The sequence below is a fragment of the Nguyenibacter vanlangensis genome, from assembly GCF_038719015.1.
GTDB classification, from domain to species: Bacteria; Pseudomonadota; Alphaproteobacteria; order Acetobacterales; family Acetobacteraceae; genus Gluconacetobacter; species Gluconacetobacter vanlangensis.
This window is the reverse complement of sequence record NZ_CP152276.1, coordinates 320,001-345,520: the sequence shown is the minus strand read 5'-3', so window position 1 is coordinate 345,520 and position 25,520 is coordinate 320,001. Positions and strand designations below refer to the sequence as shown.

Annotated in this window: 26 protein-coding genes, 1 tRNA gene, 2 rRNA genes and 2 pseudogenes (1 of these 31 only partly in view); 15 read left to right on the top strand and 16 right to left on the bottom strand. The window is 61.6% G+C overall.

The window, feature by feature from the left end:
• Positions 1 to 446: 446 nt before the first annotated feature.
• On the bottom strand, positions 447 to 878 hold the full coding sequence (locus AAC691_RS01650; RefSeq protein WP_323990932.1) for a VOC family protein: 432 nt from the start codon (positions 876 to 878) through the stop codon (positions 447 to 449).
• Positions 879 to 986: 108 nt separating this feature from the next.
• On the opposite strand from AAC691_RS01650, the gene AAC691_RS01645 reads away from it, so the two are divergent.
• Positions 987 to 1,838, top strand: coding sequence for a LysR family transcriptional regulator (locus AAC691_RS01645; protein WP_342628727.1), 852 nt, complete (start codon positions 987 to 989; stop codon positions 1,836 to 1,838).
• A gap of 18 nt (positions 1,839 to 1,856) precedes the next feature.
• Here AAC691_RS01645 and AAC691_RS01640 read toward each other — a convergent pair whose 3' ends face one another.
• Together AAC691_RS01640 and AAC691_RS01635 are read right to left on the bottom strand one after the other, a co-directional pair.
• Positions 1,857 to 3,176 (bottom strand): MFS transporter, encoded by a 1,320-nt coding sequence (locus AAC691_RS01640; RefSeq protein WP_342628726.1) that lies wholly within the window; start codon positions 3,174 to 3,176, stop codon positions 1,857 to 1,859.
• A 61-nt stretch (positions 3,177 to 3,237) separates the two neighbouring features.
• A complete protein-coding gene (locus AAC691_RS01635; protein ID WP_342628725.1) occupies positions 3,238 to 4,104 on the bottom strand; it encodes a putative hydro-lyase in 867 nt (288 codons plus the stop codon).
• Positions 4,105 to 4,785: 681 nt separating this feature from the next.
• Here AAC691_RS01635 and AAC691_RS01630 point away from each other — a divergent pair.
• Positions 4,786 to 4,941: a hypothetical protein gene (locus AAC691_RS01630; RefSeq protein WP_342628724.1), complete on the top strand. Its 156-nt coding sequence runs from the start codon at positions 4,786 to 4,788 to the stop codon at positions 4,939 to 4,941.
• Positions 4,942 to 4,949: 8 nt separating this feature from the next.
• Here the strand turns inward: AAC691_RS01630 and AAC691_RS01625 are convergent, their stop codons facing one another.
• Positions 4,950 to 5,849, bottom strand: a complete 900-nt coding sequence (locus tag AAC691_RS01625) for a LysR family transcriptional regulator (protein WP_323990927.1) — start codon at positions 5,847 to 5,849, stop codon at positions 4,950 to 4,952.
• Between the two features lie 423 nt (positions 5,850 to 6,272).
• On the opposite strand from AAC691_RS01625, the gene AAC691_RS01620 reads away from it, so the two are divergent.
• Positions 6,273 to 7,565, top strand: a complete 1,293-nt coding sequence (locus AAC691_RS01620) for an MFS transporter (RefSeq protein WP_323990926.1) — start codon at positions 6,273 to 6,275, stop codon at positions 7,563 to 7,565.
• A 58-nt stretch (positions 7,566 to 7,623) separates the two neighbouring features.
• Positions 7,624 to 8,286 carry a DUF2848 domain-containing protein gene (locus AAC691_RS01615; protein WP_342628723.1) on the top strand — a complete coding sequence of 221 codons (663 nt, stop codon included), beginning with the start codon at positions 7,624 to 7,626 and terminating at the stop codon, positions 8,284 to 8,286.
• Positions 8,287 to 8,517: 231 nt separating this feature from the next.
• Here AAC691_RS01615 and AAC691_RS01610 read toward each other — a convergent pair whose 3' ends face one another.
• From AAC691_RS01610 to AAC691_RS01595, 4 genes are all read right to left on the bottom strand, one after another.
• Positions 8,518 to 8,772 (bottom strand): hypothetical protein, encoded by a 255-nt coding sequence (locus tag AAC691_RS01610; protein ID WP_342628722.1) that lies wholly within the window; start codon positions 8,770 to 8,772, stop codon positions 8,518 to 8,520.
• A 113-nt stretch (positions 8,773 to 8,885) separates the two neighbouring features.
• Positions 8,886 to 9,686: an IS21-like element helper ATPase IstB gene (istB, locus tag AAC691_RS01605; RefSeq protein ID WP_342626975.1), complete on the bottom strand. Its 801-nt coding sequence runs from the start codon at positions 9,684 to 9,686 to the stop codon at positions 8,886 to 8,888.
• Positions 9,686 to 10,978 (bottom strand): IS21 family transposase, encoded by a 1,293-nt coding sequence (gene istA / locus AAC691_RS01600; protein WP_176639677.1) that lies wholly within the window; start codon positions 10,976 to 10,978, stop codon positions 9,686 to 9,688. The genes istB and istA overlap by 1 nt, the downstream gene beginning before the upstream one ends.
• A gap of 11 nt (positions 10,979 to 10,989) precedes the next feature.
• Positions 10,990 to 11,910, bottom strand: coding sequence for a pyridoxal phosphate-dependent aminotransferase (locus AAC691_RS01595; protein ID WP_342628721.1), 921 nt, complete (start codon positions 11,908 to 11,910; stop codon positions 10,990 to 10,992).
• Between the two features lie 35 nt (positions 11,911 to 11,945).
• Here AAC691_RS01595 and AAC691_RS01590 point away from each other — a divergent pair, with 35 nt between their 5' ends.
• The 6 genes and pseudogenes from AAC691_RS01590 to AAC691_RS22250 form a co-directional block, all read left to right on the top strand.
• Positions 11,946 to 12,635: a GntR family transcriptional regulator gene (locus AAC691_RS01590; RefSeq protein ID WP_176639018.1), complete on the top strand. Its 690-nt coding sequence runs from the start codon at positions 11,946 to 11,948 to the stop codon at positions 12,633 to 12,635.
• Positions 12,632 to 12,949 carry a LysR family transcriptional regulator gene (locus AAC691_RS01585; protein ID WP_342628720.1) on the top strand — a complete coding sequence of 106 codons (318 nt, stop codon included), beginning with the start codon at positions 12,632 to 12,634 and terminating at the stop codon, positions 12,947 to 12,949. The genes AAC691_RS01590 and AAC691_RS01585 overlap by 4 nt, the downstream gene beginning before the upstream one ends.
• Positions 12,950 to 13,005: 56 nt before the next feature.
• The gene (locus AAC691_RS01580; RefSeq protein ID WP_342627340.1) at positions 13,006 to 13,992 is read left to right on the top strand and encodes a transposase; all 987 of its coding nucleotides are present in this window, start codon (positions 13,006 to 13,008) and stop codon (positions 13,990 to 13,992) included.
• A gap of 103 nt (positions 13,993 to 14,095) precedes the next feature.
• The gene (locus AAC691_RS01575; protein ID WP_342628719.1) at positions 14,096 to 14,473 is read left to right on the top strand and encodes a LysR substrate-binding domain-containing protein; all 378 of its coding nucleotides are present in this window, start codon (positions 14,096 to 14,098) and stop codon (positions 14,471 to 14,473) included.
• 10 nt (positions 14,474 to 14,483) lie between these two features.
• Positions 14,484 to 15,589, top strand: a protein-coding gene (locus tag AAC691_RS01570) for an IS3 family transposase (RefSeq protein WP_342627084.1) whose coding sequence is annotated in 2 segments (ribosomal slippage) — positions 14,484 to 14,736 and positions 14,736 to 15,589 — 1,107 coding nt in all. Because the reading frame shifts where the segments join, the coding sequence is not laid out codon by codon here.
• A gap of 45 nt (positions 15,590 to 15,634) precedes the next feature.
• Positions 15,635 to 15,937: pseudogene (locus AAC691_RS22250) on the top strand (hypothetical protein); the annotation flags it as partial.
• A 72-nt stretch (positions 15,938 to 16,009) separates the two neighbouring features.
• Here the strand turns inward: AAC691_RS22250 and AAC691_RS01565 are convergent.
• A protein-coding gene (locus AAC691_RS01565; RefSeq protein WP_342628718.1) for an IS630 family transposase occupies positions 16,010 to 17,079 on the bottom strand; the annotation gives its coding sequence in 2 pieces (ribosomal slippage) (positions 16,010 to 16,593 and positions 16,593 to 17,079; 1,071 coding nt in all).
• Positions 17,080 to 17,252: 173 nt separating this feature from the next.
• Here AAC691_RS01565 and AAC691_RS01560 point away from each other — a divergent pair.
• From AAC691_RS01560 to AAC691_RS01550, 3 genes are all read left to right on the top strand, one after another.
• On the top strand, positions 17,253 to 17,825 hold the full coding sequence (locus tag AAC691_RS01560; protein ID WP_342628717.1) for an isochorismatase family cysteine hydrolase: 573 nt from the start codon (positions 17,253 to 17,255) through the stop codon (positions 17,823 to 17,825).
• Between the two features lie 498 nt (positions 17,826 to 18,323).
• Positions 18,324 to 19,658, top strand: a complete 1,335-nt coding sequence (locus AAC691_RS01555; protein ID WP_342628716.1) for an LLM class flavin-dependent oxidoreductase — start codon at positions 18,324 to 18,326, stop codon at positions 19,656 to 19,658.
• Positions 19,655 to 20,212 (top strand): ABC transporter substrate-binding protein, encoded by a 558-nt coding sequence (locus AAC691_RS01550; RefSeq protein ID WP_342628715.1) that lies wholly within the window; start codon positions 19,655 to 19,657, stop codon positions 20,210 to 20,212. Before AAC691_RS01555 ends, AAC691_RS01550 begins: the two co-directional genes overlap by 4 nt.
• 41 nt (positions 20,213 to 20,253) lie before the next feature.
• Here AAC691_RS01550 and AAC691_RS01545 read toward each other — a convergent pair whose 3' ends face one another.
• Genes AAC691_RS01545 through tnpA form a run of 4 tightly spaced genes read right to left on the bottom strand, consistent with a single transcriptional unit; the run spans position 20,254 to position 23,472 of the window.
• Positions 20,254 to 20,952: a UPF0149 family protein gene (locus AAC691_RS01545; RefSeq protein ID WP_342627626.1), complete on the bottom strand. Its 699-nt coding sequence runs from the start codon at positions 20,950 to 20,952 to the stop codon at positions 20,254 to 20,256.
• Positions 20,953 to 20,958: 6 nt separating this feature from the next.
• Positions 20,959 to 22,554 (bottom strand): IS66 family transposase, encoded by a 1,596-nt coding sequence (tnpC, locus tag AAC691_RS01540; protein ID WP_342627163.1) that lies wholly within the window; start codon positions 22,552 to 22,554, stop codon positions 20,959 to 20,961.
• Between the two features lie 49 nt (positions 22,555 to 22,603).
• Positions 22,604 to 22,951 carry an IS66 family insertion sequence element accessory protein TnpB gene (gene tnpB, locus AAC691_RS01535; RefSeq protein WP_070402454.1) on the bottom strand — a complete coding sequence of 116 codons (348 nt, stop codon included), beginning with the start codon at positions 22,949 to 22,951 and terminating at the stop codon, positions 22,604 to 22,606.
• A complete protein-coding gene (gene tnpA / locus AAC691_RS01530) occupies positions 22,948 to 23,472 on the bottom strand; it encodes an IS66-like element accessory protein TnpA (protein ID WP_342627162.1) in 525 nt (174 codons plus the stop codon). Before tnpA ends, tnpB begins: the two co-directional genes overlap by 4 nt.
• Positions 23,473 to 23,498: 26 nt before the next feature.
• On the opposite strand from tnpA, the gene AAC691_RS01525 reads away from it, so the two are divergent.
• Positions 23,499 to 23,993, top strand: coding sequence for a hypothetical protein (locus tag AAC691_RS01525; protein WP_342627164.1), 495 nt, complete (start codon positions 23,499 to 23,501; stop codon positions 23,991 to 23,993).
• A gap of 14 nt (positions 23,994 to 24,007) precedes the next feature.
• A pseudogene (locus AAC691_RS22245) lies at positions 24,008 to 24,394 on the top strand (LLM class flavin-dependent oxidoreductase); the annotation flags it as partial.
• 171 nt (positions 24,395 to 24,565) lie between these two features.
• Here the strand turns inward: AAC691_RS22245 and AAC691_RS01520 are convergent.
• The 3 genes from AAC691_RS01520 to AAC691_RS01510 all read right to left on the bottom strand — a co-directional run.
• Positions 24,566 to 24,642, bottom strand: a tRNA-Met gene (locus AAC691_RS01520).
• 21 nt (positions 24,643 to 24,663) lie between these two features.
• A 5S ribosomal RNA gene (gene rrf, locus AAC691_RS01515) occupies positions 24,664 to 24,779 on the bottom strand.
• Between the two features lie 119 nt (positions 24,780 to 24,898).
• Positions 24,899 to 25,520, bottom strand: a 23S ribosomal RNA gene (locus AAC691_RS01510) (it continues 2,117 nt past the right edge of the window).

Below are 25,520 nucleotides of genomic sequence, written 5' to 3'. Positions count from 1 at the left end.
CGGGAATGATTATTTCTTTATTTTTCGATATAATTTTCTCTTATATCATCAACATATTGAAATTGTTATGCTTAATTCCTACGAATCATTCCTGAAGCCGTCGCGCCGATCTCGGAAATCCGATCGCCGCTTCCGCGCCTTCCGTGGAAAAATCCATGAACATATTCCGAACTAAAAAAACAGCATGCTGGAAACGCCGACGGGATCGAACTTTCGGTACGTCGTTGGCATACAGAGTTTATTTTATAAAGAAATGTGATTCTGCAACCGTGAAAAAACCGAATACAAGAAGGAAAATGTCACGTCGCCCGTGCGATGCCACCCTGTCTTCCACCTGCTTCAATCGCTGCCGGATTCCCGAGTTTGCAAACGATCCGATATGTACTTCTCTCTTGCCATCATTACTTCATGAACGGTCCGGCACGGTGGCCGGACCTGCCGGCGCCTCAACGGGCGAACAGCATGTCCATGTTCGCGAACGCCTTGAATTCCAGAGCATTCCCGCTGGGATCGAGGAAGAACATGGTCGCCTGCTCGCCCACCTCTCCCTTGAAGCGGATATAGGGCTCGATCACGAAAGAAATATTGGCAGCCTTCATGCGCTCCGCCATGGCCTCCCATTCCGGCATGGTCAGCACCAGGCCGAAATGCCGGACCGGCACGCCGTGATCGTCCACGACGTTCCGCTGCACTTGGCCGGCTTCCTCCGGCGCCAGATGGGCCACGATCTGATGGCCATGCAGATTGAAATCGACCCAGTCCGGCGCGCTGCGTCCCTCCGGGCAGCCCAGGAGCTCGCCGTAGAAGCGACGCGCCTCCGCGATGTCGTTCACGGGAAAGGCCAGGTGAAAGGGACGAAGATCGGACTGGACGGTCATGGGCGTTCCGGCGACGTGATGGAAAGGATGGCTCCCTTGCTAAAACGGCATCGCGCGAACGAAAAATGTTATATATTCGATCTGAGAACGTTTTTTTCTGATGAATCGATGCTGACCGAACTCAAGACCTTTCTCCATGTCGCGCGACTGGGCTCGTTCGCCGCCGCCGCCTCGCGGGTCAACCTGACGCAGTCAGCCGTCAGCGGACAGATCCGGCGGCTGGAGGACGCGCTGGGCTTTCGCCTGTTCGATCGTTCGGGGCGCGCGGTGACGCTCAACCGGAACGGCCAGCGCGTTCTGGCCCGCGCCGAGGCCGTCATCGCCGCCTTCCAGAAGCTTTCGGACACGACAGACGACGATGCGGCCCCCGTCGTGCTGCGGGTCGGCACGATTTCCAGCGCCCACGGGCTTCTGGCCCGGACGATGCAGACATTCCGGCGCGACTTTCCCCATGTCCAGTTGCGCATCGTCCCCGACATCTCGCTACGTCTTCTCGACAGGGTGGACACGGGTGAAATCGACGCCGCGCTGATGGTGCTGCCTCCTTTTGGCATCCCATCCGCGCTGGCGTGGTCCCCCGTTGTCCGTCAGCGCTATCGCCTGATCAAACCGGCGAACATGCCGGGAGACGACTGGCGGACGCTGGTCCTGACGCAGCCTTTCATCCGCTATGAACGCACATCGTTCGGCGGCCGTGCCGTCGATCTCTTTTTGCGGCGGCACGATCTGGCGGCGAACGATTATGTCGAGATGGACGACATCATCGCCATTCACGACATGGTGGAAGCAGGACTGGGCGTCGCGATCATTCCCCTGTCCGGCGACGACGCCATGTCAACGGGGGTCGTCGCCCTGTCCCTCGGCGATGATGTCTTCTACCGGGAACTTGGCCTGATGACGGGCCGACAATCCATGCCGGACCACCTGGACGCACTGATTTCAGCCCTGGTCCATGGCTGACCGCCGGCGCTCGCCCGGTCAGCGCGGCAAGCGTAGCGTCGCGATGCCTCCGACACCGGCACAAGCGGCCACCAGCAACAATCCGGCCAGCGGCTGGCCGGTATGAACGCGCAGCCAGCCGATTCCATACGGGCCGATCAGGCCGCCAAGAGCGCCCAGGCTGTTGATCCAGGCCAGGCTGGTGGCCAGCGTCTTCTTTTCCAGGAGTAGACCGGGAATGGTGAAGATCATGGTCGTTATGCACAGCGTCGCCGCCAGCGTCGCCGTCAGCAGCAGCAGCGCGACAACGCCGTACCCGTGGAATAGAAAGGTCAGGACCAGCACCACCGATACGATCAGGAAGGGCCCGGCCATATGCCAGCGCCGTTCCTGCCACCGGTCGGAACTGCGCGCGTTCAACGTCATGGCAAGGATCGCCGCCAGGAAGGGCAGGCTAGTATAGAGCCCGACCTCCGATGCCGGCACGCCCAGCACCTGCCCGATAAAGGTCGGAATCCAGAAGACGATCCCGTAATTGCACACGGCCTGGCAGAAGCAGATCACGATCAGCAGGGGCACGAACGGACGCGTCAGCACCGTGAACGCGCGCAGGGCGGGGCCTGCAGGTTCCCTGCTTCTCGCCGCCGGGGCGTGAGCCAGCAGCAGGCGGCGCTGTGATTCATCCAGCCAGCCAGCATCGGCCGGCCCGTCATCCAGCCACCGCAGCAGCACGAACCCCAGCAGCAGGGCGGGCAGCGCCTCGATCACGAACATCCATTTCCAGCCGGGCACGGCCATCGCGCCGTCGAGACGTGACAGGATGAAGACCGAAACCGGGCCGCCCAGCGCGCCGGACAGCGGAATGGCGATCAGGAAGCCCGATGTGACTCGGCCCAGCATGTGCCGGGGAAACCAAAGCGCCAGATAATACAGCACGGCCGGATAGAACCCGGCCTCCGCCACGCCCAGAAGCACGCGCAGGGCGCAGAACTGCCAGACCGAATCCACGATCGTGAACAGGAACGAAATCAGGCTCCACCCGATCATGATCGCGGCGATGGTCCGCCGCGCCCCGAAGCGCACCAGCAGCATCGAGGAGGGCACCTGAAAGGCGATATAGCCGACGAAGAACAGCCCCGCCCCCAGGCCGTACGTCGCGTCGGAAAAATTCAGGTCGCGCTCCATCGGCTGGCGCGCGAAGCTGAGATTGATCCGATCCAGGTAGGAAAACATGTAGCAAAGGATCAGCAGCGGAATTATCCGCCAGGCGGCCGTCCGAAACAGGTCGGCCTCCGCCGGGGCGTGCGCGGCCGGCCGGCCGCCAGGAAATTCGGTTGAACGTACTGCCTGATCGGTCAAGCCGTTGATCCTTGCTGAGTCGCGAAGCCGGGACGGAGCGCCGTCCCGATGCCGTCGCTTGTCAGATGACGCCGCCGCGATGGCGCTCCACCAGTTCCTGATAATGGGCGATGGGCATGTCCGTCACCAGCATGGCGCCGGGCGCGTGGGTGATGGCGAATTCCGGCATGCTGGCCGCCAGTACGGCCTGGGGGGTGACGCCGCACGCCCAGAAGACCGGCAGTTCATTCTCGGCCACCGGCGTCACGTCGCCGTAATCGGGCACGTTGACGTCCGCGATGCCGATTTCCGCCGGAAAACCGATATGGACCGGCGCGCCATGGGCCAGCGGAATGGCCGAACTGATTTCCACCGCCTTGATGATGTCCTGGGACCGGAAGGGCCGCATCGACACCACGACGGGTCCGGAGAACGGCCCTACCGGCGTGCAGGCGATGTTCGTGCGGTACATCGACACGCCCTTGCCCGTCTGCAGGTGGCGCATGGGGATTCCGCAGGCCGTCAGCACGTTCTCGAACGAGAAGGAGCAGCCGAGCGCGAACGTCACCAGGTCGTCCTGCCAGTAGTCGCCCAGGTCACTCACCTCGGCCGTCAGGACGCCGTTCCGCCATATGCGGTAGCGCGGCAGGTCCGTGCGGAGGTCAAGGTCCGCGCCCAGCGCGGGAATGCCGGATTCACCGGGGCGCGACATGCCGACCAGCGGGCAGGATTTGGGATTCTTCAGGCAGAATTCATGGAACGCATCGGCCAGAGCCGCCGGCAGCATGACGATATTCGCCTGGATATACCCAGTGGCCATGCCGGCCGTCACATCCGTGACCTGGCCCGTCCGGCAGAGGCGACGAACCTCGGCGGGAGAAGCATCGAAATAGGGTAACGTCACCGGGCCGGACTGGGCCATGGCCTGCATCCCTTCATAATCATGCATCCTGCATCCTGCGGGCACATGATCCCGCTGCAAAATGCAGCACATCAGAAACAAATACGAATACATGATGATTGATTGCAAATAATTTATACATATAGAACTGAATAAGAATATTTTATAACGATTTGCTTGATTATTTTTGCCAAATGGCGAATTCTTTACTATATCGCATTGACGGGCTGAATGCCGCCTGGCCTCCACGCCGTCGCGTCATGGCTGCCCGTTCCGCCAGGGGGGTCGGCATCACGCATGGCCAACGCTTTTTTGTTTCGGGATCCCGGACGGTGACGCAGCCCCCAGATGCCCGCCGACTGAGCATGGTCGGCGTATCCGCCTGTTCCTCGACGCCGCGCGAGGGCGTTTTGTCCCGTCATCCCCGGCGCGCATCTGGTCGACCGCACGGACCATGGGTGACGATCCCCGGATGCTCCAGGCGATTCCGGGCGTCAACAACCTGCTGGTGATCTTCGATGCCTGCACGGCGCGACCACGGATATCGAAGACGCCCGACGCGCCTGATCCGGCAGATCGGCGACAAGATCGGAGCCCGGCGGCGCCCGGCCCGGCCCCGGCCGCTTCTATTCGCCATGGGGACTGACAGGGCCGTCAGCCCCGATCTCGGCCTGCTGGTGCGGCGCCACCCGCTGGAGGATTCACCTTCGCGGCATCAAGGGCACGCCAATGGCCCAGGGCGACATCGTGGCCTTCGTGCGGGTGAACGACACCCTACTGTCCGTGGCGGCGCCGCAGGCCGAAACGATCGGTCCCTGTCTGGCGGAAGACAGGGCACCGGTGGCCTGTCACCAGCCGGTCGTTTCCATCACACCGGCCGGCTAGCCCATGTGTCACGCTCCCCTGGTGCCGGCTTCGCGTGCGACCTCCTGCGCCATGACGACGATGTCCTCCACCAGGCTGGATCCGTGCTTGATCAGTCGGCCCGCAACACAATTGAGCGGTGGAAGCACCAGCCCGGTGTCCAGCACGCACAGTGCGCCGGACTCCAGGTGGTCTCGCACGACATCCGGCGGCAGCAACCCCAGTCCCGTGCCGTTCAGCAGCATATTCACGATGGTCGGCACCGAACTCATGGCATTGACGCGATGATGGCCGATCCCCTGTCGGGCCAGCAGGTTGCGCAGCATCGAATGCGGCACGGTATTGCGCGAGAAGGTCATGATGGGCAGCGACGGCAGGCTGCCCAGGTCGATGCGCCCGGTCAGCTCGTCCACAACCGCGCGCGGCGCGATCAGCCCGACATCGAAACTGCAGATCGGGGTCTCGATCATCATCGGCGAATTGACCGGCCCGATGAAAAGCCCGACATCCAGCATCCCCTTCGCCACCTTGCGCTGAATATCGTCGGAAATACTGATGTCGAGATCGACGGTGATATTGGGGTATTTTTCGTCGATACGGCACAGCAGCCGCGACAGCCAAGTGTGCACGGCCGTTTCCATCGCGCCCAGCCGCAGGATGCCGTTTTCCTCGCTATGGCCCTTGATGGTCAGGATCGCCTCGTCACGCAGTTCCAGGATGCGCTCGGCATAGCGGATCAGGGTCAGGCCGACCGGCGTCGGGACCACGCGCTTGGCGGCGCGATGGAATATCCGGGCTCCCAGCAGGGCCTCAAGCTGCGAGACCCTGATCGAAATCGCCGGCTGCGTCATGCGCAGGACCTCCGACGCCGCCTTGAATCCGCCCAGCCGATCGATCCACACCACCGCCTCGAGGCTCTTGAAATCCATCTTTCGCGCCTCCCAACCGATAAGGCATTTTTATATCACGCCACCTCATATCGGGCCAAAAACGTTGGGGTGATGGCATGGTCGTCGGGCAACCAGGGCCATGCCATGGCGGCCAACTGCGCGCGCTTGGGCATTTCCGCCGCGGTCGGCCTGCCGAGAGACCGCGCGCCGGGAAACACGCGCCTATTGCATCCGCGTGAGGGAACGTTTCGCCGTCACACTGGATCGATAAGGAAACGTAATCACCTCTCTTTCCGAATTCTTTCTTGCCTGGCCGGCAGGTGGATCGCTACCGTGCCGGCGGCATCCGTCAATACGTGCCGGAAGGCTGCCGTTACTATCGAGATCTTGCGGAAATGCATGATATTGCCACGGGTGGCATGGATTCTTCAGGACCCAGCATAGCATAAGGATATTTCTGCCTTGCCCGACACCGACAGGCGATCCGGCGGCGTGCGCCTGGCGTTGGCCAGCATGATCGGTACCGCGCTGGAGTGGTATGATTTCATGATCTACAACACTATGGCGGCGCTGATCTTCAACAAGCTGTTCTTCCCGGCCAGTGTACCGATGATCGGCACGATCCTGGCGTTTTCCACCTATGCGGTCGGCTATCTGTCGCGGCCCCTCGGCGGCGTCATCTTCGGCCGCCTGGGCGACAGGATCGGCCGGCGCAAGATCCTGATGGTGACGCTGATCGTCATGGGCCTGTCCACCAGCCTCATCGCCGTGCTGCCCACCTTTGACACCATCGGCATTGCCAGTCCGGTCATCCTGGTCCTGCTGCGGCTGGTGCAGGGAATCGCATTGGGCGGCGAATGGGCGGGCGCGGTGCTGCTGACCGTGGAACACGGCGCCGCGGGCCGACGCGGCCTGAACGCATCCTGGGCGCAGGTGGGCCCCGGCGTGGGCACGATCCTGTCGTCTGCGGTGATAGGCCTGATGACGGCGACGCTCGACAACGACCAGTTCGTCGGTTGGGGATGGCGCTTTCCGTTCGCCCTCAGCGGCCTGCTGATCATTTTTGGCCTCATCCTGCGTCGCTCCATCGCCGAAACGCCGATGTTCCAGGACCTGCAGCGCAGGGCCGCGGTCATCCGGTCGCCGGTCGGCCTGCTGTTGCGCCGGCACAGGCGCGGGCTGCTGGCCGCCGCCAGTTCGCGCGTCGGTCCGGACGTGCTCTATGCGCTGCTGGTCGTCTTCAGCATCACCTATGTCAACCAGATCGACGGGTTGTCGCGCCGCGTCATCCTGACGGCGCTGCTGGCCGGGTCCGCCTGCGGCGTGATCATGACGATGCTTTACGGCTGGCTGAGCGACCGGATCGGACCGCGCCCGATCTTCGCGGCCGGCCTGCTGTGCGGAATTCCCGTCGCATTTGCGTTCTTTCCCTTGGCCGACACCCGGCAGGGCCCATTGATCGTCCTGATCATGGCGGCGGGGCTGGGCGTCCACGCCGCGATGTACGCCGTCCAGGGGGCGATCATCACCCAGCAGTTTCCACCTGCCATCCGCTATACCGGCGCCTCCATCGCATACACGTTCGGCAGCCTGGCCGGCGGGGGCGCGTTCGCGCCGCTGATCATGGCCACCCTATTCAGGGAAACGTCCTCGACCCTGGCCATCTCGCTGTACACGCTCGCCGCGCTGGCGGTCAGCGGCGCCGGAATGCTGCTGGCGGCCAGGATGCCGGATGGCGACGACACCGATCCCTGACGGTCTGCCTCAACGCTCCTTCATCCCATCGGACAACGATCCAGTTCGGAACAAGACCATGAAGACCTATTCCGTATCCCTGCCTGCCGTACAAGACGTCGTCATCGCCGGATGGGCCGGCCGCGACCGGCAGGACGTCGACCATCACATCCAGGAACTGGCCGCCATCGGTGTGGCTCCGCCGACCAGCACCCCGCTGTTCTATCGGGTCTCGGCCGACCGCATCACACAGGCTGAGGCGATTGAGGTCGTCGGCAAAGACACGTCCGGCGAGGTCGAGCCCGTCCTGGTCTGGTCGCCGGATGGCCTGCTGGTGGGCGTCGGCTCCGACCATACCGACCGCGCCAGTGAAGCCTACAACGTCGCCCTGTCGAAGCAATTATGCCCCAAGATCGTGGGCACGCAATTCTGGCATTTCGACGATGTCCGGGACCGCTGGGACAGCCTGGTCCTTCGTGCCTTCTGCGAAATCGACGGCGCCCGATCCCTGTATCAGGAAGGCGTGCTGTCTGCCCTTCTACTGCCGGAGGAACTGATCGAGACCCGCCGCGCCCGAGACAACGGCCGGTTCCAGGACGGCAGCGTGATGTTCTGCGGCACCGTCCCCACGGCCGCGGGCATTTTCCGCGCGGATGCCTGGACCGTCGAACTGTACGACCCGCAGACTGGCATAACCCTGCGCCATCGCTATACGGTGCGCGAACTGCCCCTCGTCGCCTGATCGGCCGCGCCAGGACGACAGAGCAATATGACCCGTGCCACCCCACGCCGACCGCCGGACCGGACGACATCGTCGACCGGGTGGCGCGACGCCTGGCCATCCTGAACGATCCGGCACGACCCGAACGGCAAGCCTTTCGCGTGATCCACACCGACCCCGCGCTGCAGGCGACCGAGGCCTCGGCCCGGCGCACGCACGGGACGGGGCGCTGGGTCCGCTGGACGGGCGCTGCTATAAACCCAGCGCCATCCGGACGCGGCTACCGAGACCTGCCAAACGCTCGATGGGCTCATTTGCAAATACGAAACGGATATAGTGTTCCCCATGCTGCATGCCCCATCCCCGCATTCCGGTTGCGCACACGCCTTGCGTCAGCAAGCGATTCGACATAGTGGCACCGTCCAGGCCGAAATCGGACACCCGTAGCAGCATCGACCACCCTCCGGCAGGAACACCTACAGGCAGCCCCGCCAATTCATCCAGCATTACGTCACGCCGTCTTTTCAGTTCAGCAACGTAAGGTGGCAGCGTCTCCGCAGAGCGCTCTGTCAAACGAATTGAAGAACTGACCCCTTTGGCGAAGCGAGGAACTGACCCCGTCATGAAGTGGTTGTCTCGGCTTCTCTGATGGACGCTCCGGCCTTCTGCAGAAGGCCGGAGCGTCGTTTCTCCCGCAGACGGTAGCTGTCGCCGCGGATGGTGATCACGGTGGAATGGTGCAGCAGGCGGTCCAGGATGGCGGTGGCCACCACCGGGTCGCCGAAGACCTCGCCCCATTCTCCGACCGAGCGATTGGAGGTCAGCAGGATCGAGCCGCGCTCGTAGCGCCTTGAGACGAGCTGGAAAAACAGATGCGCGGCGTTGGCTTCGAACGGCAGATAGCCCAGTTCGTCGATGATCAGCAGCTTCGGTCGCGATAGGAGCGCCAGTTGCTTGTCCAGCGCGCCGTCCGCATGCGCCTTGGCCAGCATGGCGACCAATGTCGCGGCGGTGACGAACTGCACGCTGTAGTTTCGCCGGATCGCCTCGCGCCCGAGCGCCACGGCCAGATGCGTCTTCCCCGTTCCCGGCGGCCCCAGCAGCAGGATCGTATCGCCGTGCGCGACCCAGCGGCACTCGGCCAGATCGCGGACCTGCCGGGGATCGAGGGACGGCTGGGCGTCGAACTCGAAGCCGTCGAGTTCCCGCACGAACGGGAACTGCGCCATCTTGCTCGCCATGGCGATGCGGCGCTCGTCGCGTCGCGCGATCTCGCGCCCGACCAGGAATGCCAGTGCCTCGCGTAACGTCATGTCCGAGCGCGCCGCCTCGTCGAGCAGCGTGTCCAGCTGGTCGCGGATCGCCGTCAGCTTGAGCCGGTCCAGCATCCCGACCAATGCCGCATGGTCCACGCCCGCCATCACCAGGCCCCTCCCGCGACAGCCTCATATTCGGCCAGCGGCCGGAGCAGGTCGGGCAACGGGGTCGGTAGCCCGGCAAGTGATGGGCCGTTCGCGGCCGGTCCGCCGACCACGCCGGCGAGATGGGAGCGATCGACGATCCGCTGCCGGCGTCCCGCGCAAAGCGGATGATCCGCCACGACCTGCCCGGCATGACGCACGACGACGCGTCCGCCCAGCACCACAATCTGGACGCTCTCGCCGATCAGCCGCCACGGCACGGAGTAGCTGTTGGTGTCCAGGTCGATCGCGCAATCGGCCTGAACCTTGCGCACCAGATCGCGCAACTGGCCGAACGGCGCGCGTCCACCGAGCGGGCGCAGGGCCTCGGCCTCGCCGGCGAAACGCTCCGACGGTGCAACGCCCGTCGTGCCATGCACGCGCCGGTCGGCAATCTCGCGCGTCCATTGGTCAAGATGCGCCTCGAACATCGCCCAGTTCGCGAAACGCCGTCCCGCGACCGCGTTCTTCTTGACGTAGCCGACCCCGCGCTCGTCCTTGCCCTTGGTCCGGGCGCGATACGGCGCGCAGGCACGCGGCGCAAAGCCCCAATACCGCGCAAAGGCGTGCAGCCGCCCATTGAAACGAACCTCCCGCGTCGTCGCGTCGTGATGCTCGACCAGAGCTTTGGCATTATCGAGCAGGATCTCCGCCGGAACCCCGCCGAACCGCAGGAATGCGCCCTCCATGCCCGCGAACCAGTCCGCCTGTCCCTGCCTCAGCGACGCGCGGATATGCAGGCGGCGCGAATAGCCGAGCGTCGCCACGAACAGATACACCCGCAGCCGCTCATCGCCGATCCACACCCGCGTCTCGCCGAAATCGATCTGCAACTGCCGCCCAGGCGGCGTCTCGAAGCGAACCGTCGCCCGCTTCCGGGCCAATAACTCCCGCCGCCACGGCCGGACCTTCAACTCGACCGAGCGAAGCCCAATGACGATCCCATGCTCGCTCGCCAGTTCCTGGCGGATCACGTCGGCATTGCCGTCGTGCCGGAAGAACCGCTCCCGAAGCCAATCGTCCAGACCATCGAACGCCGACCGCCGCTCAGGCTGCCGATACGCGATCGCCCCGCCAGCACGGACATATCGTCGCGCCGTGTTCCGCGAACAGCCAAACTCCCGCGCCAGCCGCTTGGCTCCCCAGCCAAGCCCGTGCAGCCGCATCATCGCGGCAACCTCCTCGGGTTGCAGCATCCCCGTTCCCCGCATCGTTCCAGACAATGCGGAAATCATGCTCTTTTCTTCCGTCATCGGTGCCCCTTTCAAAAACGAAGGGGGGTCAGTTCCTCATTGCGACAGGGGGTCACTTTCTCACTTCGCCTGACACGCTCCAGCGCAACAGCGACGGCATCCTGTGCTATACCAACCGGCACCACGACATTGGCGAGCGATACCGCGACGATATCTGGCAGAAACGCCTCGGGGGCCACGATCCAACCGACACGCCAACCAATCATGCGCAGTTCCTTTGCGGACGATCCGACAAAAATCGTCCGCTCTGCCATACCCGGCAGAGCAACTGGATGCTGCACAGCACGCCCGTCGAAGGTCAGCCGCTCCATGGCGCTGTCGATGATCAACAGCAGATCGTGCCGAACGCACAGATCGCCTACGGCCTGCCAGTCGTCGCTGTCCAGCATGGCGCCGCTCGGCATGGAGGGCGACATGAGCAGCATCGCCTTCGTTTTTGGACCGATGACGGCCGCCAGAGCTTCGCGATCGAACGTCCAGACGTCACCCGGATGAAAGATGAACGGCACGAAACGCGGCACACCGCCAGCCAGACGGATGCGGTTGATCAATCCGGCATAGGTCGGATCGGTCACGATGACCTCGTCGCCGACATCGATTGTCGCCAGCAGCACGTTCAGGATGCCGGAGAGGCCGCCGGCCGAGATAACGCAGTTCTGCTGTCCGTCATAAGATAGGCCGGTCAATGCCGAAACATGCGCCGCCGCGATTTCCCGCAACCGACTCTGTCCGACAAACGGCAGATAGCTGTTGTCGGCATCTCGGGAAGCAGCTTGCCTCGTGCGCGCCACGGCTTCCGGATCCGGCGGAATATCAACATCCAGGTTTTCCAGCCGAAGGTAGTCGTGCTGAGATGTGTCCGCGACTTCACCCATCCGGTCGACGCCGATTCCGGCAATATCGCGCAACCGCGCGGGGCGAATATGGACCATGGCGTTTCCTCATATAATAGATTATCTATGATTTCATGAGGCAGACAATCACGCAATCCCTCCCCGATGACGATCGTTCGATCGCAGGCCAGATCACCCGTGCACTCGCCGGACGCATTATCTCCGGCGCTCTCGAACCGGGGACGCCCTTGCGGCAGGATCATATCGCAGAAGAATTTCGGTCCAGCCACGTGCCGGTACGGGAAGCCTTTCAACGGCTCGAAGCGCAAGGACTTGTCACCCGCGAACCACGAAAAGGTGTCAGGGTCACTGCCATCGAACCCGCTTCCGTATTCGAGATCACCGAGATGCGCGCGGCACTTGAGACCCTTGCACTGCGTCATGCCGCACCTCGTATTACGACGACGACCATCGAGACTGCGGCACGCACTCTTGAAGCGGATGACGCCAGCGAAAACATCATGACGTGGGAAGCGGCGAACCAAGCCTTCCACCGCACCATTCTTCAGCCGTGCGGGATGCCACGTCTGCTGGAAAATATAGATCAGCTCCAACGCATGAGCGCGCGTTTCCTGTTCGCCACATGGCAGAGGCTGGATTGGCAGCACCATTCGGACGAAGAGCATCGGGCCATCATCATTGCCCTGAGCCGCCGTGACGTGGAGGAGGCAGAACGGATACTCCGGTTACATATCCTTCAGGCCGGTCAGGCGCTCGTGGCATATCTGACCAATCATCAAAACAGCATGCCGAGAGAATCATGACCCGCTTACCTCCGCTCCACGCTCTTCGCGCGTTCTGGCTTGTCACGCGCGCTGGTGGCATCCGTGCTGCGGCCGAAGAAGCGGGGGTCAGCCACGCAGCCCTCACTCAGCAGATTCAGAGGCTGGAAGGCACGCTCGGCGTCCGGCTGTTTGATCGACGCTCTCGCTCCCTACGCTTGACGAAAGCGGCGGAAGCCTATGCAGCAGAAGTGGACCGTGCATTTCAGGTGATCTCAGCAGCGACACATACTTTGACTCGGCGAAACGCATCCAATATCCTCACCACCCATCAGTTTTTATGGAGTCTGGATTGACGTGCTGAATCTGGCTGTGATTCAAGGATTCTGCCCTTGTGAGGAGCGGATTTGGCATGACCCCGGCTATTGTGGAAATGGCGGCTGGCATTGCGGCGGATTTGCAGCGTCGGTTGCCTGGACAGCGCAAGACCCAGCGTGACAAACTCGCGCTGCTTGTCGCCACCATGCTGGACGTTCGCAGCGCCAATCTGATGGTGTTGGCGGCTTCGTTGCCGCGCGCGGCAGAACGAGCGGACATGCGTTACCAGTGGATCGCTCGGTTCATCGACAACCCCCTCGTGGTCTGTGATGAAGTCATGGAACCGTTTGCGCGCGAGGTGCTCACCAAGGCCGCCGAAGACGGGCGTGTGGTGCTGATCATGGACCAGACCAAGGCCAATGACCGCCATCAGATCCTGATGCTCTCGCTGCGTTTTGGCGAGCGCGCGTTGCCGCTGGCCTGGCGGGTCGAGGCGACGGAAGGGGCGATCGGGTTCGCTGTTCAGAAGGACCTGCTCCAAGCGGTTGCCGGCTGGCTGCCTTCCCAGGCCGAGATTTGCCTGATGGCGGATCGGTTCTACGGCACGCCGGATCTGATCGCGTTCGCCATCGCCCGAGGCTGGGGTTATCGGCTGCGCGTGAGGTCCAATCTGCGGGTCGCCGCGGGCGGCCACAAAACCTCCCTGGCCGAACATGTCACTGACAAGCGTCCCTATCTGACCGACGTCGCGCTCACCCATCGGCGTATTGTCACCAATATCGGCATCATCAACGCGCCCGGCCATGCCGAGCCGTGGATCATTGCGATGTCCGACACCCCCAGCTACCTGACAACACTGGATTACAGCGCACGATGGGGCATCGAGCCCATGTTCTCCGACTTCAAATCGCGCGGCTTCGGTCTCGAACACAGTCAGTTGCGTTCCCCCGAACGTCTCGGCCGGTTGGTGCTGGTGATGAGTATCGCTTTGTATTTCGCCGTCTCCACCGGCCTGTGCGACGCACAAACCAATCCATCAGCGGACGAAAAAAAAGCCCCAGACGTCAACCCGCGAACATGAGCCGCAGCAGGCTCTCCTGGTTCACGCGCGGCGTCCGGCGCATTGTCAGGCTCCTCCAGTTCCGCAAACCAATGCCGCCATTATGGGCATCCGGATGAAACTGATGGGTGGTGAGTCCAATATCCTTCATATCGGCGCCTCATCCAGCATTGCCGTAAGACTCATTCTTCCTCATCTCGACACATTCCGTGCCTTCTATCCTTCTATTACAGTACGAATGATTACCCCGACCACTCTGAATGAATTATTAGATGGAACAATTGATGGAGCATTTTTCTTCGAGATCGACGACAATATTAACATTCGCCATGAATCCCTAATTAGCGAACAGATTATACCCATCGCGTCCCCATCTCTTTCAAAAGAGATATCAAAAATGAAATTCCGTATTCCGGAAGCTCAATGGCGCCTTGACGTGCTCCCCGAAAATTGGACCAGTTCGAGTTGGAATTTTCCACTTATGATCCCGTGCTCGGGATGAGGAGAGTTCCATGAAGGCATCGAAGTTCACCGAGGCGCAGATCGCGTTTGTTCTGAAGCAGGCCGAAGGGGGAGCGTCGGTCGCCGAGGTCTGCCGCAAGGCGGGCATTTCGGATGCGACGTTCTACAATTGGCGGAAGAAATATGCGGGTCTGATGCCGTCCGAGATGAAGCGGCTGCGGGTGCTTGAAGAGGAAAACGCCAAGCTGAAGCGGATCGTGGCGGACCTGTCGCTTGATAAGGCGATGCTGCAGGACGTGCTGTCAAAAAAGCTTTAAGGCCTGCGCGCAAACGCGAACTCGTGGACATGCTGCAGGGCGACTGGAAAGTCTCGACACGACGCGCCTGCGCGGTGCTGCGGATCGACCGCTCGCTCTATGTCTACAAGTCGAAGCGTGGCACGCAGGCCGAACTGACACAGAAGATCCGCGAGATCTGTGAAACGCGCGTTCGCTATGGCTATCGGCGCGTTCATGTCCTGTTGAAACGCGATGGCTGGGCGGTCAATCCGAAGCGGATCTATCGGCTTTACAAGGAGTTGGGCTTGCAGTTACGCAACAAGGTGCCCAGGCGCCGGGTCAAGGCGAAGGTGCGCGAGGATCGCCGTCCGGCCGCCCATAATAACGACACCTGGGCCATGGATTTCGTGCACGACCAGCTAGCGACGGGCCGCAAGATCAGGATCCTGACGGTGATCGACACTTTCTCCCGCTTCTCGCCGGCGACCGATCCACGGTTCAGCTATCGTGGCGAGGATGTCGTCCAGACGCTGGAGCGGATCTGTGCGCAGATGGGTTACCCAAAAAGCATCCGGGTCGACCAGGGCACGGAGTTCGTCAGCCGGGATCTGGATCTCTGGGCGTATCAGAAGGGGGTCGTGCTCGACTTCTCCCGCCCCGGCAAACCGACCGACAACAGCTTTATCGAGTCCTTCAACGGGAAATTCCGGGCTGAGTGCCTGAACACGCACTGGTTCATGAGCCTTGACGACGCCCGGGCAAAAATGGAGGCTTGGCGTCAGGACTACAACGAGGTCCGCCCACACAGTGCCATCGGCAATAAACCGCCGATATCGCTGCTCAATAGCTTGCCGGCGTGCTTGCCGGTCGAGCCCTAACCCCGGGAATTTCCAGCTCGCCCTGGCCTAAGATCGGGGAGCACTTTAGAGCGCTTCTTTCGCACGGAATACAATATGGCTGCTCCGGCGCCGCGCATTACGTGGCTATCGTCTCCACTGGCTGCACTTCAGGCTGCTGTCGACGGTTTAGGAATTGCCCTAATGTTTCCGTCGATCATGCGAGAGGAACTGAGCACCAACCGCATCAAAGTTCTACCCGGCTTTGGTTCGACTTCGCTCGTAAGACAGGTAAATTTCCATACTATGTCAGAGTTCCCGGAGACAAAATCCATGCGTACCTACTTGGATTGGTTGCGCCCCAGGCTCACATCGGACGCGATCGGTTAGAAAAACTAACCACGTGGACATATCTGCACCCTCGATCCGTCAGTCGTCAGCGCCTATGAATTATACCAACGGTTATAGACACAGACTTGTGTGAGCCCATTTTCTGAGTCCGATGGATCGGATGGTTTCCGGGAGGGCGGCGAGATTGTTCCAGGCGGAACAGGCGGCGTCGATGATGTGATCGATGCCGTCGAAGACGGTGTTGGACAGCCAGTTGGCGCGAAGGAACTGCCAGATATTCTCGACCGGGTTCAGTTCGGGAGCGCGGGACGGCAGGAAGATCAGGCTGATATTGCGGGGCAGCTTCAGCTTGTCGGTGGTATGCCATCCTGCGCGGTCGAGCAGCACGACAGCGTGGGCACCGCGGGCGACGCAGCGTGAGATTTCCTCGATATGCAGTTGCATGCCGGCCGTGCCGATGAACGGTAGCGCCAGGCCGGCGGCTTTGCCGCGCGCCGGGCAGATCGCCCCGAACAGCCAGGCATTCTCGTAGCGCTGGTCGGCCGGCTGGCGTGGCCGCGTGCCGCGCCGGGCCCATTGTCGGACGATCCCGTTCTTCTGGCCGATCCGGGCCTCGTCCTGGAACCAGATCTCGATCGGCTTGCCCTTAGGCAGATGGCCGATATGGGCGTTCAGGATGCGGGGGAAGTTTTTTTAAACGCCTCCATGACGCCAGCGTCCTGACCCGGATGGCGTGGCCGGGCGCTGACATGGGAAAAACCAAGCCGTTTCAGCAGAGTGGACACGTGCCGCTCGTGGTAGACGACGCCGAAGCGCTCCTCGATCACGCGTTGCAGATCGACCCGGCGCCAGCGCACCACGCCATCGCGCTGCCGATCCGGGCCCGCCTCGACCAGGGCCTTCAATTCGGCCTGCTGTGCCCCGTTCAATCGGCAGGCTGGCCCCGCGTGCTGATGATCGCGCAGGCCATCGGGTCCTTCGGCATTGAAGCGATGAACCCAGTCTCGCAATGTCTGGCGATCCATGCCGCCTACGCGGGCCGCATCCGCCCGGCTGGCCCCGTCACGGATCGCCGCCAGGGCCAGAAGCCGGCGCGCAGCGTTCGCCTGCTGGCTGCGCGCCGCAAGTCGCCTCAGATCAGAGGCCGAATAGTCATCTCGTAGCTTTACCGCCGCCGTCATCAGCCAGATCCTCCCGCATCAAGAGAATCAGAGCCGGCGCCGTTCGTCACTTCACACACGAGTCAGTGGCTACGTCCTTTGGTATTACTCGAAACATGAGGCCGCCGTCAGACCCGGAACACTGTCGCTCATCTTCTACGATGGCTGCGCTCTGCATAATAAAGGAACGAGATATGTCTACAGCCTTTATCGGACTCGATTATATTATGGATATTGCCCATCCTTCCGGAAAAATATCCAGCGTCGCCAGACAAGTAGAGCAACGAGGAATCATTTCAAAAGCTAACCAAGCACTCGAGATGGCTAAAGCCAAACAATGGTTGAACATTCTCGTAAAGGTTGGATTTGGAAAAGGATATGTCGAGCAGCCCAAGAACTCTTTGTTGTTCGGCCAAGCTCATAAGTTCGGGGCGATCGAACTTGGTACAACCGGAACGGATTTCCATCCCGATTTACGCGTTGATCTTTCAGACATTATTGTCGAAAAGCCCAGGGTGAGCCCCTTCTACTGCACGAAACTTGAAGCCGTTCTCCGTTCAAATAAAATTAGTCGACTTATCGTAGCCGGCGTCAGCAGCACCTGGGCTGTGCAGAGCGCGGTACGGGATGCACATGACCGTGACTATGATATACTTGTCCTTGAGGATGCCTGTGCAGCAGCGACCGAAGAGGAACATAAGACGTCCATGGGCGACCTCGGCGTGATATCGAGCATCATAAAAATCGAAAACGTATCTGCACTGTAGATTGTCAGATAACTGGACAATCGAATGACAGACAAATGAGTCCGCACGCCATGTCAAAACGAATAGATAAATCTTGGTTAGTTGTGGACAGCATTGAAAATGCCGAACACAACAGATGTGTTGACCTATTTTCTCGTCCCGACGGCACATATGGTTTTGAGGAATTTCGTCGCGATCCAGAAGACGAAGGAGCGTGGACACCAATAAGTTATTATTCTGACGTCGCGTACACATCGAGAGAGAGGGCACTCGCCGCTGCCAGAAAAAACGTAGGTTGGTTATGCGAGCGCCGCTAGAGAACATGAATAGTGTAGAAACTTCGATATTTCCACGGTTTCTCAATGGTCGATTTTTTCGTTAATTTAAGACGATACCTTTGTTCCCCATGCGACAACATCATGATCGATTAGTTTCATCCATCATCCAATTGATGATTTCTCGCTGGTCCTGCCGTCACCCGCCGCCCACGCTGCGCACAACGAAAGACCAGGATGGGACATGACGCAGGATCGACACATCAAGCTCGGCTTGATCCTTCACGGAGTTGGGCGCACCTGGGATGATTGGCGCCACCCTGATCGCGACGTCCGCGCCAGCACGAATATCCGTTTCTACCGCCAGCAGGCGCAGACAGCGGAGCGGGGGAAGTTCGATTTCCTCTTCGTTGCCGACAGTCTGTCGATCAACGAAAAATCCAGCCCTCATTACCTCAACCGCTTCGAACCGCTGACCATCCTCTCGGCGCTGGCAGCCTCGACGGAGCATATCGGCCTGGTGGGCACGCTGAGCGTCAGCTATTCCGAGCCTTTCAACGTGGCCCGACAATTCGCCTCGCTGGATCATATCAGCGGCGGCCGGGCGGGATGGAATGTCGTGACCTCCTGGCTGGGGGACACCGCCGCAAATTTCAGCCGCACCGCCCATCCGCCCCACCATGAACGCTACCGCATTGCCGCCGAGCATCTGGCCGTGGTGCAGGGGCTATGGGACAGTTGGGAAGACGATGCACTGGTCGGCGACAAGGAACACGGCATCTTTCTGGATCCCGCCAAGCTGCATCGCCTGGACCATGCCGGCCCGTATTTCCAGGTACGGGGCCCGCTGAATATCGGCCGGTCGCCCCAGGGGCAACCGGTCATCTTCCAGGCGGGGGCGTCGGAAGATGGGCGCGATTTCGCCGCTCGGCATGCCGAAGTCGTTTTTTGCGGCCCGCAGGACCTGGAGGAAGCCCAGACCTATTACCATGACGTCAAGGCAAGGGCCGCGCGGCTGGGACGGGAAGCCGGCCTGCCCCTGATCCTGCCCGGGATCGCGCCGATCGTGGGACGGACGGACGCGGATGCCGAACGGCTCTACCAGGAACTGGTCGGACTGACCTCATTGGACACCGGGCTTGGTTTCCTGTCGCGGGCGTTCAGCGACCATGATTTTCGCGCTTACGACCTGGACGGTCCGTTTCCCGACGTTGCCGCAATCGGACAACAGAGCAACCAGAGCGCCGCGCAGCGCATCCTGGCACGCGTGCGGCGCGGCAATCTCTCCATCCGGCAGATCGCCAGGGAACTGGCAACCCCACGGGGCGATTTCGTCGGCGGTCCGCAGACTGTGGCCGACGCCCTGCAACGCTGGGTTGAGCAGGGCGGTGCTGACGGCTTCAATCTGTTCGAAACTCTGCCTGGGCAATTGGAAGCCTTCGTGGATCTGGTCGTCCCGATCCTTCAGGAACGCAAGCTGCTGCGCAGTGACTACGAACAGACGACTCTCCGCGGCAATCTCGGCCTGGCCTACCCGGTCAACCGTCACGCGGCGGACAAAGGGAAACAGGCCGGATGACCATGCAGGACGCGACTGGAACGGACACGGCCGAACTACCGGAACCCATTGGCCCAAGCCGCAGGCATGTCCTTGGTGCCCTGGGTGTCGCATCCGGCCTGCTCTCCTCATTGGGACTGAACCACCCTCGGGCATGGGCGGATACGCCGCTGCGGATCGGTGACCAGAAAGGCGGCGCGCGTTCGCTGCTGGAGGCGGCGGGGATGACGACCGATGGAGCCCTGCCCGTGCAATGGAGCCTGTTCGCCGGCGCGCCGATGCTGATCCAGGCTCTGGCCGCGAACGCCGTGGACGCCGGGGTGATTGGGGACGCGCCTCTTGTTTTCGCCCAGGCGGGTGGGGTGCCGGTGAAGGCGATTGCCGGTATCCAGACCGACGGCACGACCACCGCCATCGTCGTGGCGAAGAATAGCCCGCTTCGGAGCGTGCGCGACCTGAAGGGGAAGCGTGTGGCGACCCTGCGTGCCCAGACCGGCCATTACCTGACCCTGGCAGCCCTGCGCGCGGCGGGTATGAAGGATGACGACGTCGCGTTCGTCGTAAGCGTGAGCTGATCCCCACGCTTGCATTCCATCATTCTATGGGCTGGATTGGCTCAGTTCATGCCGCAGCATTTCTTGTATTTTTTGCCGGAGCCACAGGGGCAGGGCTCGTTTCTGCCGACCTTTGTCGACAGGGCTGGTGCGTTCGAGAAGTGGTCCATGGAATTTGACAGGCGCTCGGCATGGAGTGTCTGCACCCAGTCGGGGATGAGATCCGGCGCGGTCTCCGTCAGCAGGGCGCCGAGTTCATCGCTGCTGTCGGCTGGGGCATCGGTCATGGCGACGAGCTTGCGTAGACCGACAAGGGCCCGGAGCACCGCCTCGTCGGGATCGAGCAAAAAGCTGTCCCACGCTTCAGGCCGCAGCGTCATGGCGCGCTCGAACCCCTCGATCCACAGTTCCCAGAGTATTTCGTCATGCCTTGTGTCGATATCGAACAGAGGCGCATAACGCCCGCGATCGAGATCCCTTAGCACGGCGTTGTAATGGCGCAGGATCAACCGAGCATCGTTCTCGTGTTCGAGAACAGGATCCCCCTCCTCGTCGGGATCGAGCGCCACGGGCAGCCATTCGGAGGGCAGGATCATCTCAGGACAGACGATGACGCCGGCGAGGAACCCGTCCAGTTCGCTCAACAGCATGGCTGTCTCGAGCCGTGCGAGGACGCGTTCGAGTTGACGCAGATAGGGAGGGAGTCTTGTCTGTGGCGGCATGCTGCGTAGTAGCGCAGCATTCCCGGCAGCCAGGATCAAGCCTTTTCAGGCGGGTTTCTGCTTTGCCTGTGGCGACCAGTTCCAGGGTAAAAGTTCGTCGATCCGGTTGATCGGATGCCCACGCGCGAGGCGGTCGATTACATCAGCCATCCAGCGTTCCGGATTCAGCCCGTTGAGGGCTGCCGTGGTCAGGAGAGTATAGAAGATCGCGGCTCGCTCTCCACCCCGGTCCGATCCCAGAAACAGAAAATTCTTCCGTGTCACCGCAATATTTCTGAGACAACGTTCGGAGAAATTATTGTCGATGGAGAGGCGGCCGTCGAGCGTATAGGCGCACAGGCGATCCCAGCGCGTCAGAGCGTAACGGAACGCCTTGCCCAGAGCATATTTGCCGGAGACCCGTGCTTTCTGGGCCGTTGCCCAGGTATGGAAATCCTTCAGGATGGGAACTGCCCGGGCCTGCCGGACGGCCAGGCGCTGTTCCGGCGGCAGTCCTCCGATCTCACGTTCGATGTCATAGAGCAGACCGATCCGGGCCACAGCCTCTTCGGCCAAGGGGGCCGGCTGTGTGGCGTAGACATCGAAAAAGTAGCGGCGCGCATGGGCCATGCAGGCCACCGGCCGGATCGGTGACGGCTTGCCGCCCTTGTTGCCAAACAGTTTTTCGTATCCCACATAGGCGTCCGAGTGCAGCCAGCCGGCATAATGCTCAAGATGGGTTCGAGGCCGCTCACCTTTGCGGTCGGCGCTGTAACAATACAACATCGCCGGCGGCTCGTTGCTTCCCCAGGTGGCGGGATCGTGGCCATAGCACCAGATCCGCGCTTCTTTCGTCTTTCCGCGCCCCGGCGCCAGCACCTTGATGGGGGTGTCGTCCGTCCACAGGACATCGCGGTTCATGACGTAGGCCTGGATGCGATCCCGCAGCGGTTCCAGCCACCACGCGCCGTGTCCGATCCAGTCGGCGAGCGTGCTGCGATCGATCTCCACGCCGTCGCGTGCGAGGATCGCCGACTGACGATGCAACGGCAGGCCGTCCCAGTATTTCGCGACAATCACGCTTGCAATCAGGCTGGCGGAGGCGCGCCCTTTCTCGATCGGTAAATCCGGCACAGGCGCCTGGAAAATCTTTTCGCACGAGCGGCAGGCCACGCGGGGGCGGACATAGCGCAAAACCTTCAGCGGCGCCGTGATCTTCTCCAGCACTTCCGTCACGTCCTCGCCGATGCGCACCAGGCGCTCGGGGTCGCATCGTCTACAGTCGCACACGACCGCCGGCGCCAGTTCGATCACTTCGCGCGGCAGGTGCTCGGGCAGCGGGCGGCGGATGGCCTTGCGGCGTGGCGTGGATGTCTCGCCCTTTTCGCGTTCCCGGGCCGCCCGTTCGGCACTGGCCTCGGCCAGCGTCTCCTCGAATTCGTCGAGCACCAGTTCGAGCTGGTCCATCTCCTTCTGGTGACGCTCGGATTTCTGCCCGTATTTCTGCCGCCGCATCAGGGCCAGCTGCTCCCGTGTGCGCTCGATCTGTAACTGCAGGGCCGTGCATTTGTCCTCCGCGCGGGCCAGAGCCTCACGGGTCGCCGCAAGTTCGGCACGTAACGCAGCCAATTCCTCAGCAGGATCTGTCGTGGGGTCGGACATGACCCGATCGTAAGGGAGGCAAGGGATCAGTACAAGAAAAACCGCATCATCACCCCACCACTTGCGGCCTTGCCGTCCAGGCCGTGGCGCGCCAGTCGATGGCTTCAACGAGCATCGCCATCTGACCCGTCGTCAGGGACACCGAGCCATCTTTGGCCTGGGGCCACACGAACTTCCCGGATTCAAGGCGTTTCATCGCAAGGCACATGCCCTGCCGATCCCAAAACAAAACTTTTATCGTGTCGCCTTTGCGCCCACGGAAAATGTAGATCGATCCATCGTGAGGATCCCGGCCCAATGTAGTCTGCACCTGCAACGCCAGGGAGTTGATCCCGCGTCTCATGTCTGTCACCCCGCAGGCCAGCCAGATCCTGACCTCTCCCGATGGCCAGATCATGGCCGTCCCAGGCCAAGAACCAGCCGACACACCGCGTCGGGATCAAACGTCGTGCCCGTCCGGATGCTGATGCCGTTCGGCAGAACAATCTCGACAGCCGCCACAGGCGACGACGCGCCCGGCTGCCGTGCCGTCATCGCCAAGCCCCCGACATGAACCGGCATAAATCCCTCGGCGGCAGGAAACATCATCAACTGCTTGCGCCATATATAAAGCTGGGCTTGCGCGATCCCATACTGTTCCGCGACAGCCCTGCGGCTTGCTCCCGGCGCAAAGGCCTCTTCGAGGATGCGAACCTTTTCCTGATCGCTCCAGCGACGACGACGGATGACGCGGCGCCGGATTTCAATTTCCTCGCGCGGTCCAGCCCCGTAAGAACTGGTCATATGACCGTCATTACGACCCGTCATATGACTATCAATAATACCAGTGGTAGTTGAAATATCTGGCTCGAAACCGTCGTTGCCAAAATCATCGTGTGTCATGACCGTCGCCCACCCTGCGGAAATCGACAGCATCATCCGCCCAGCAACCGAACAAATGCTATGTGGGGATCAGCTCACGCTTACCGTTCGTCTTCATTCCGCCGGTTTCGGCCAAGCTGGCCCTGCAGAGCGGCGCCGTCGACGCCTGGGCCACCTGGGGGCCCTATATCTCGGACGCGAAGATCGCCGATGGCGCGCGCGAGATCGTCAATGGTGGCAAGCTGATGAGTGGCCTCAGCTACGTCGTGGCAACCGAAGCGGCGCTACGGAACAGACGGGACGACCTGACGGCGTATCTTCGCCGCTTCCGCGCCGCGCATCGGTGGATGCTGACGCATCAGGACGCCTATGCCGAGGTCTGGGGCCGCGATGTCGGCCTGCCCCTTCCCGTCGCCCGTGATGTCGTCAGAGGCCTGGTCGGTACCGTGGTGCCCCTTACCCCCGACATCATCGCCAAACAGCAGCAGGTCTCCGATTTCATGGCCGAGACCCGCATGGTCCCGCGCCGGCTCGATACCGCCGGCATCGTCGATTCCAGTTTCACCTTCCAACCCTGAACGGCATCCGCCCAATGTCTCCTCCCGGAGGCTCCTTCGTCCTCGGCGCCTATCTGACCGGCTCTGCCACCAACGGGGATGCGTGGCGCGCACCGGGCGAGGATATCGACGCGGATATCGACTTCGCACGCTACCGCTCGTATGCCGATCTTCTGGAACAGGGTCGATTCGACAGCCTTTTCCTCTACGACAACGTCCTGCCGGTGCCTGGTCCCTCAGCCGTGGCCAACAGCCCGGGCCTGCCGCGCTGGGATACATTCACGCTTCTGACGGCGCTGGCCGTCACGTCGCGTCATATCGGCCAGATCGGCACGGCCAGCACGACCTTCAACGAGCCCTACAACCTTGCCCGGCGTATCGCCTCTCTGGACCGACTGAGCGGTGGGCGCGCGGGCTGGAACGTGGTGACCGCGACCGGCGGCGGCGAGAATTTCAACCTACCTTGCCATGTCGACCATGCAGGGATCAGCCTTTTCGTTTGTTTTTTATGTGTTTCCTGCGTGGGATTTCAGGCAACAAAAAACCCGCCGGTGAGGGCGGATTTTCCTGTGCGATATCAGTCGCTTAATTCATGGTTGCGGGGGCAGGATTTGAACCTGCGGCCTTCAGGTTATGAGCCTGACGAGCTACCGGGCTGCTCCACCCCGCGGTGGTGTAGGTGGATTGGAAGACCTGGCGGCGACCGACTTTCCCGCGTCTTGAGACGCAGTATCATAGGCGCTGGGGCATTTCACGGCCGAGTTCGGGATGGGATCGGGTGGAGCTATCCCCGCCATGGCCACCAGGTCGTCCAGTCCACCCTGATGGGGTGTAGTGGGCGTGAGAGGTTGGTGCTGAGGAGTGTGTATTGAGTGTTGAGTGGATGATTGCTGTGCATGTGTGTTGCCTGCGTTTAAGCGGGCTGTGTGAGTGAGCCTTTTGGGCGATTAGGACCAGTTAGCTGCACGCATTACTGCGCTTTCACATCTGGCCTATCGACGTGATGGTCTATCACGGCCCTCGGGGAGACCTGGTTTTGAGGTGGGTTTCTCGCTTAGATGCTTTCAGCGATTATCCCGTCCAGACTTAGCTACCCGGCTGTGCCGCTGGCGCGACAACCGGTGCACCAGAGGTCTGTTCATCCCGGTCCTCTCGTACTAGGGACAAATCCTCTCAAGTCTCCAACACCCACGGCAGATAGGGACCGAACTGTCTCACGACGTTCTAAACCCAGCTCACGTACCACTTTAATCGGCGAACAGCCGAACCCTTGGGACCTGCTCCAGCCCCAGGATGTGATGAGCCGACATCGAGGTGCCAAACCTCCCCGTCGATGTGGACTCTTGGGGGAGATCAGCCTGTTATCCCTAGAGTACCTTTTATCCGTTGAGCGATGGCCCTTCCACGCGGGACCACCGGATCACTATGGCCGACTTTCGTCTCTGATCGAGCTGTCACTCTCACAGTCAGGCGGGCTTATGCCATTGCACTCAACAGTCGATGTCCGACCGACCTGAGCCCACCATCGCGCGCCTCCGTTACACTTTG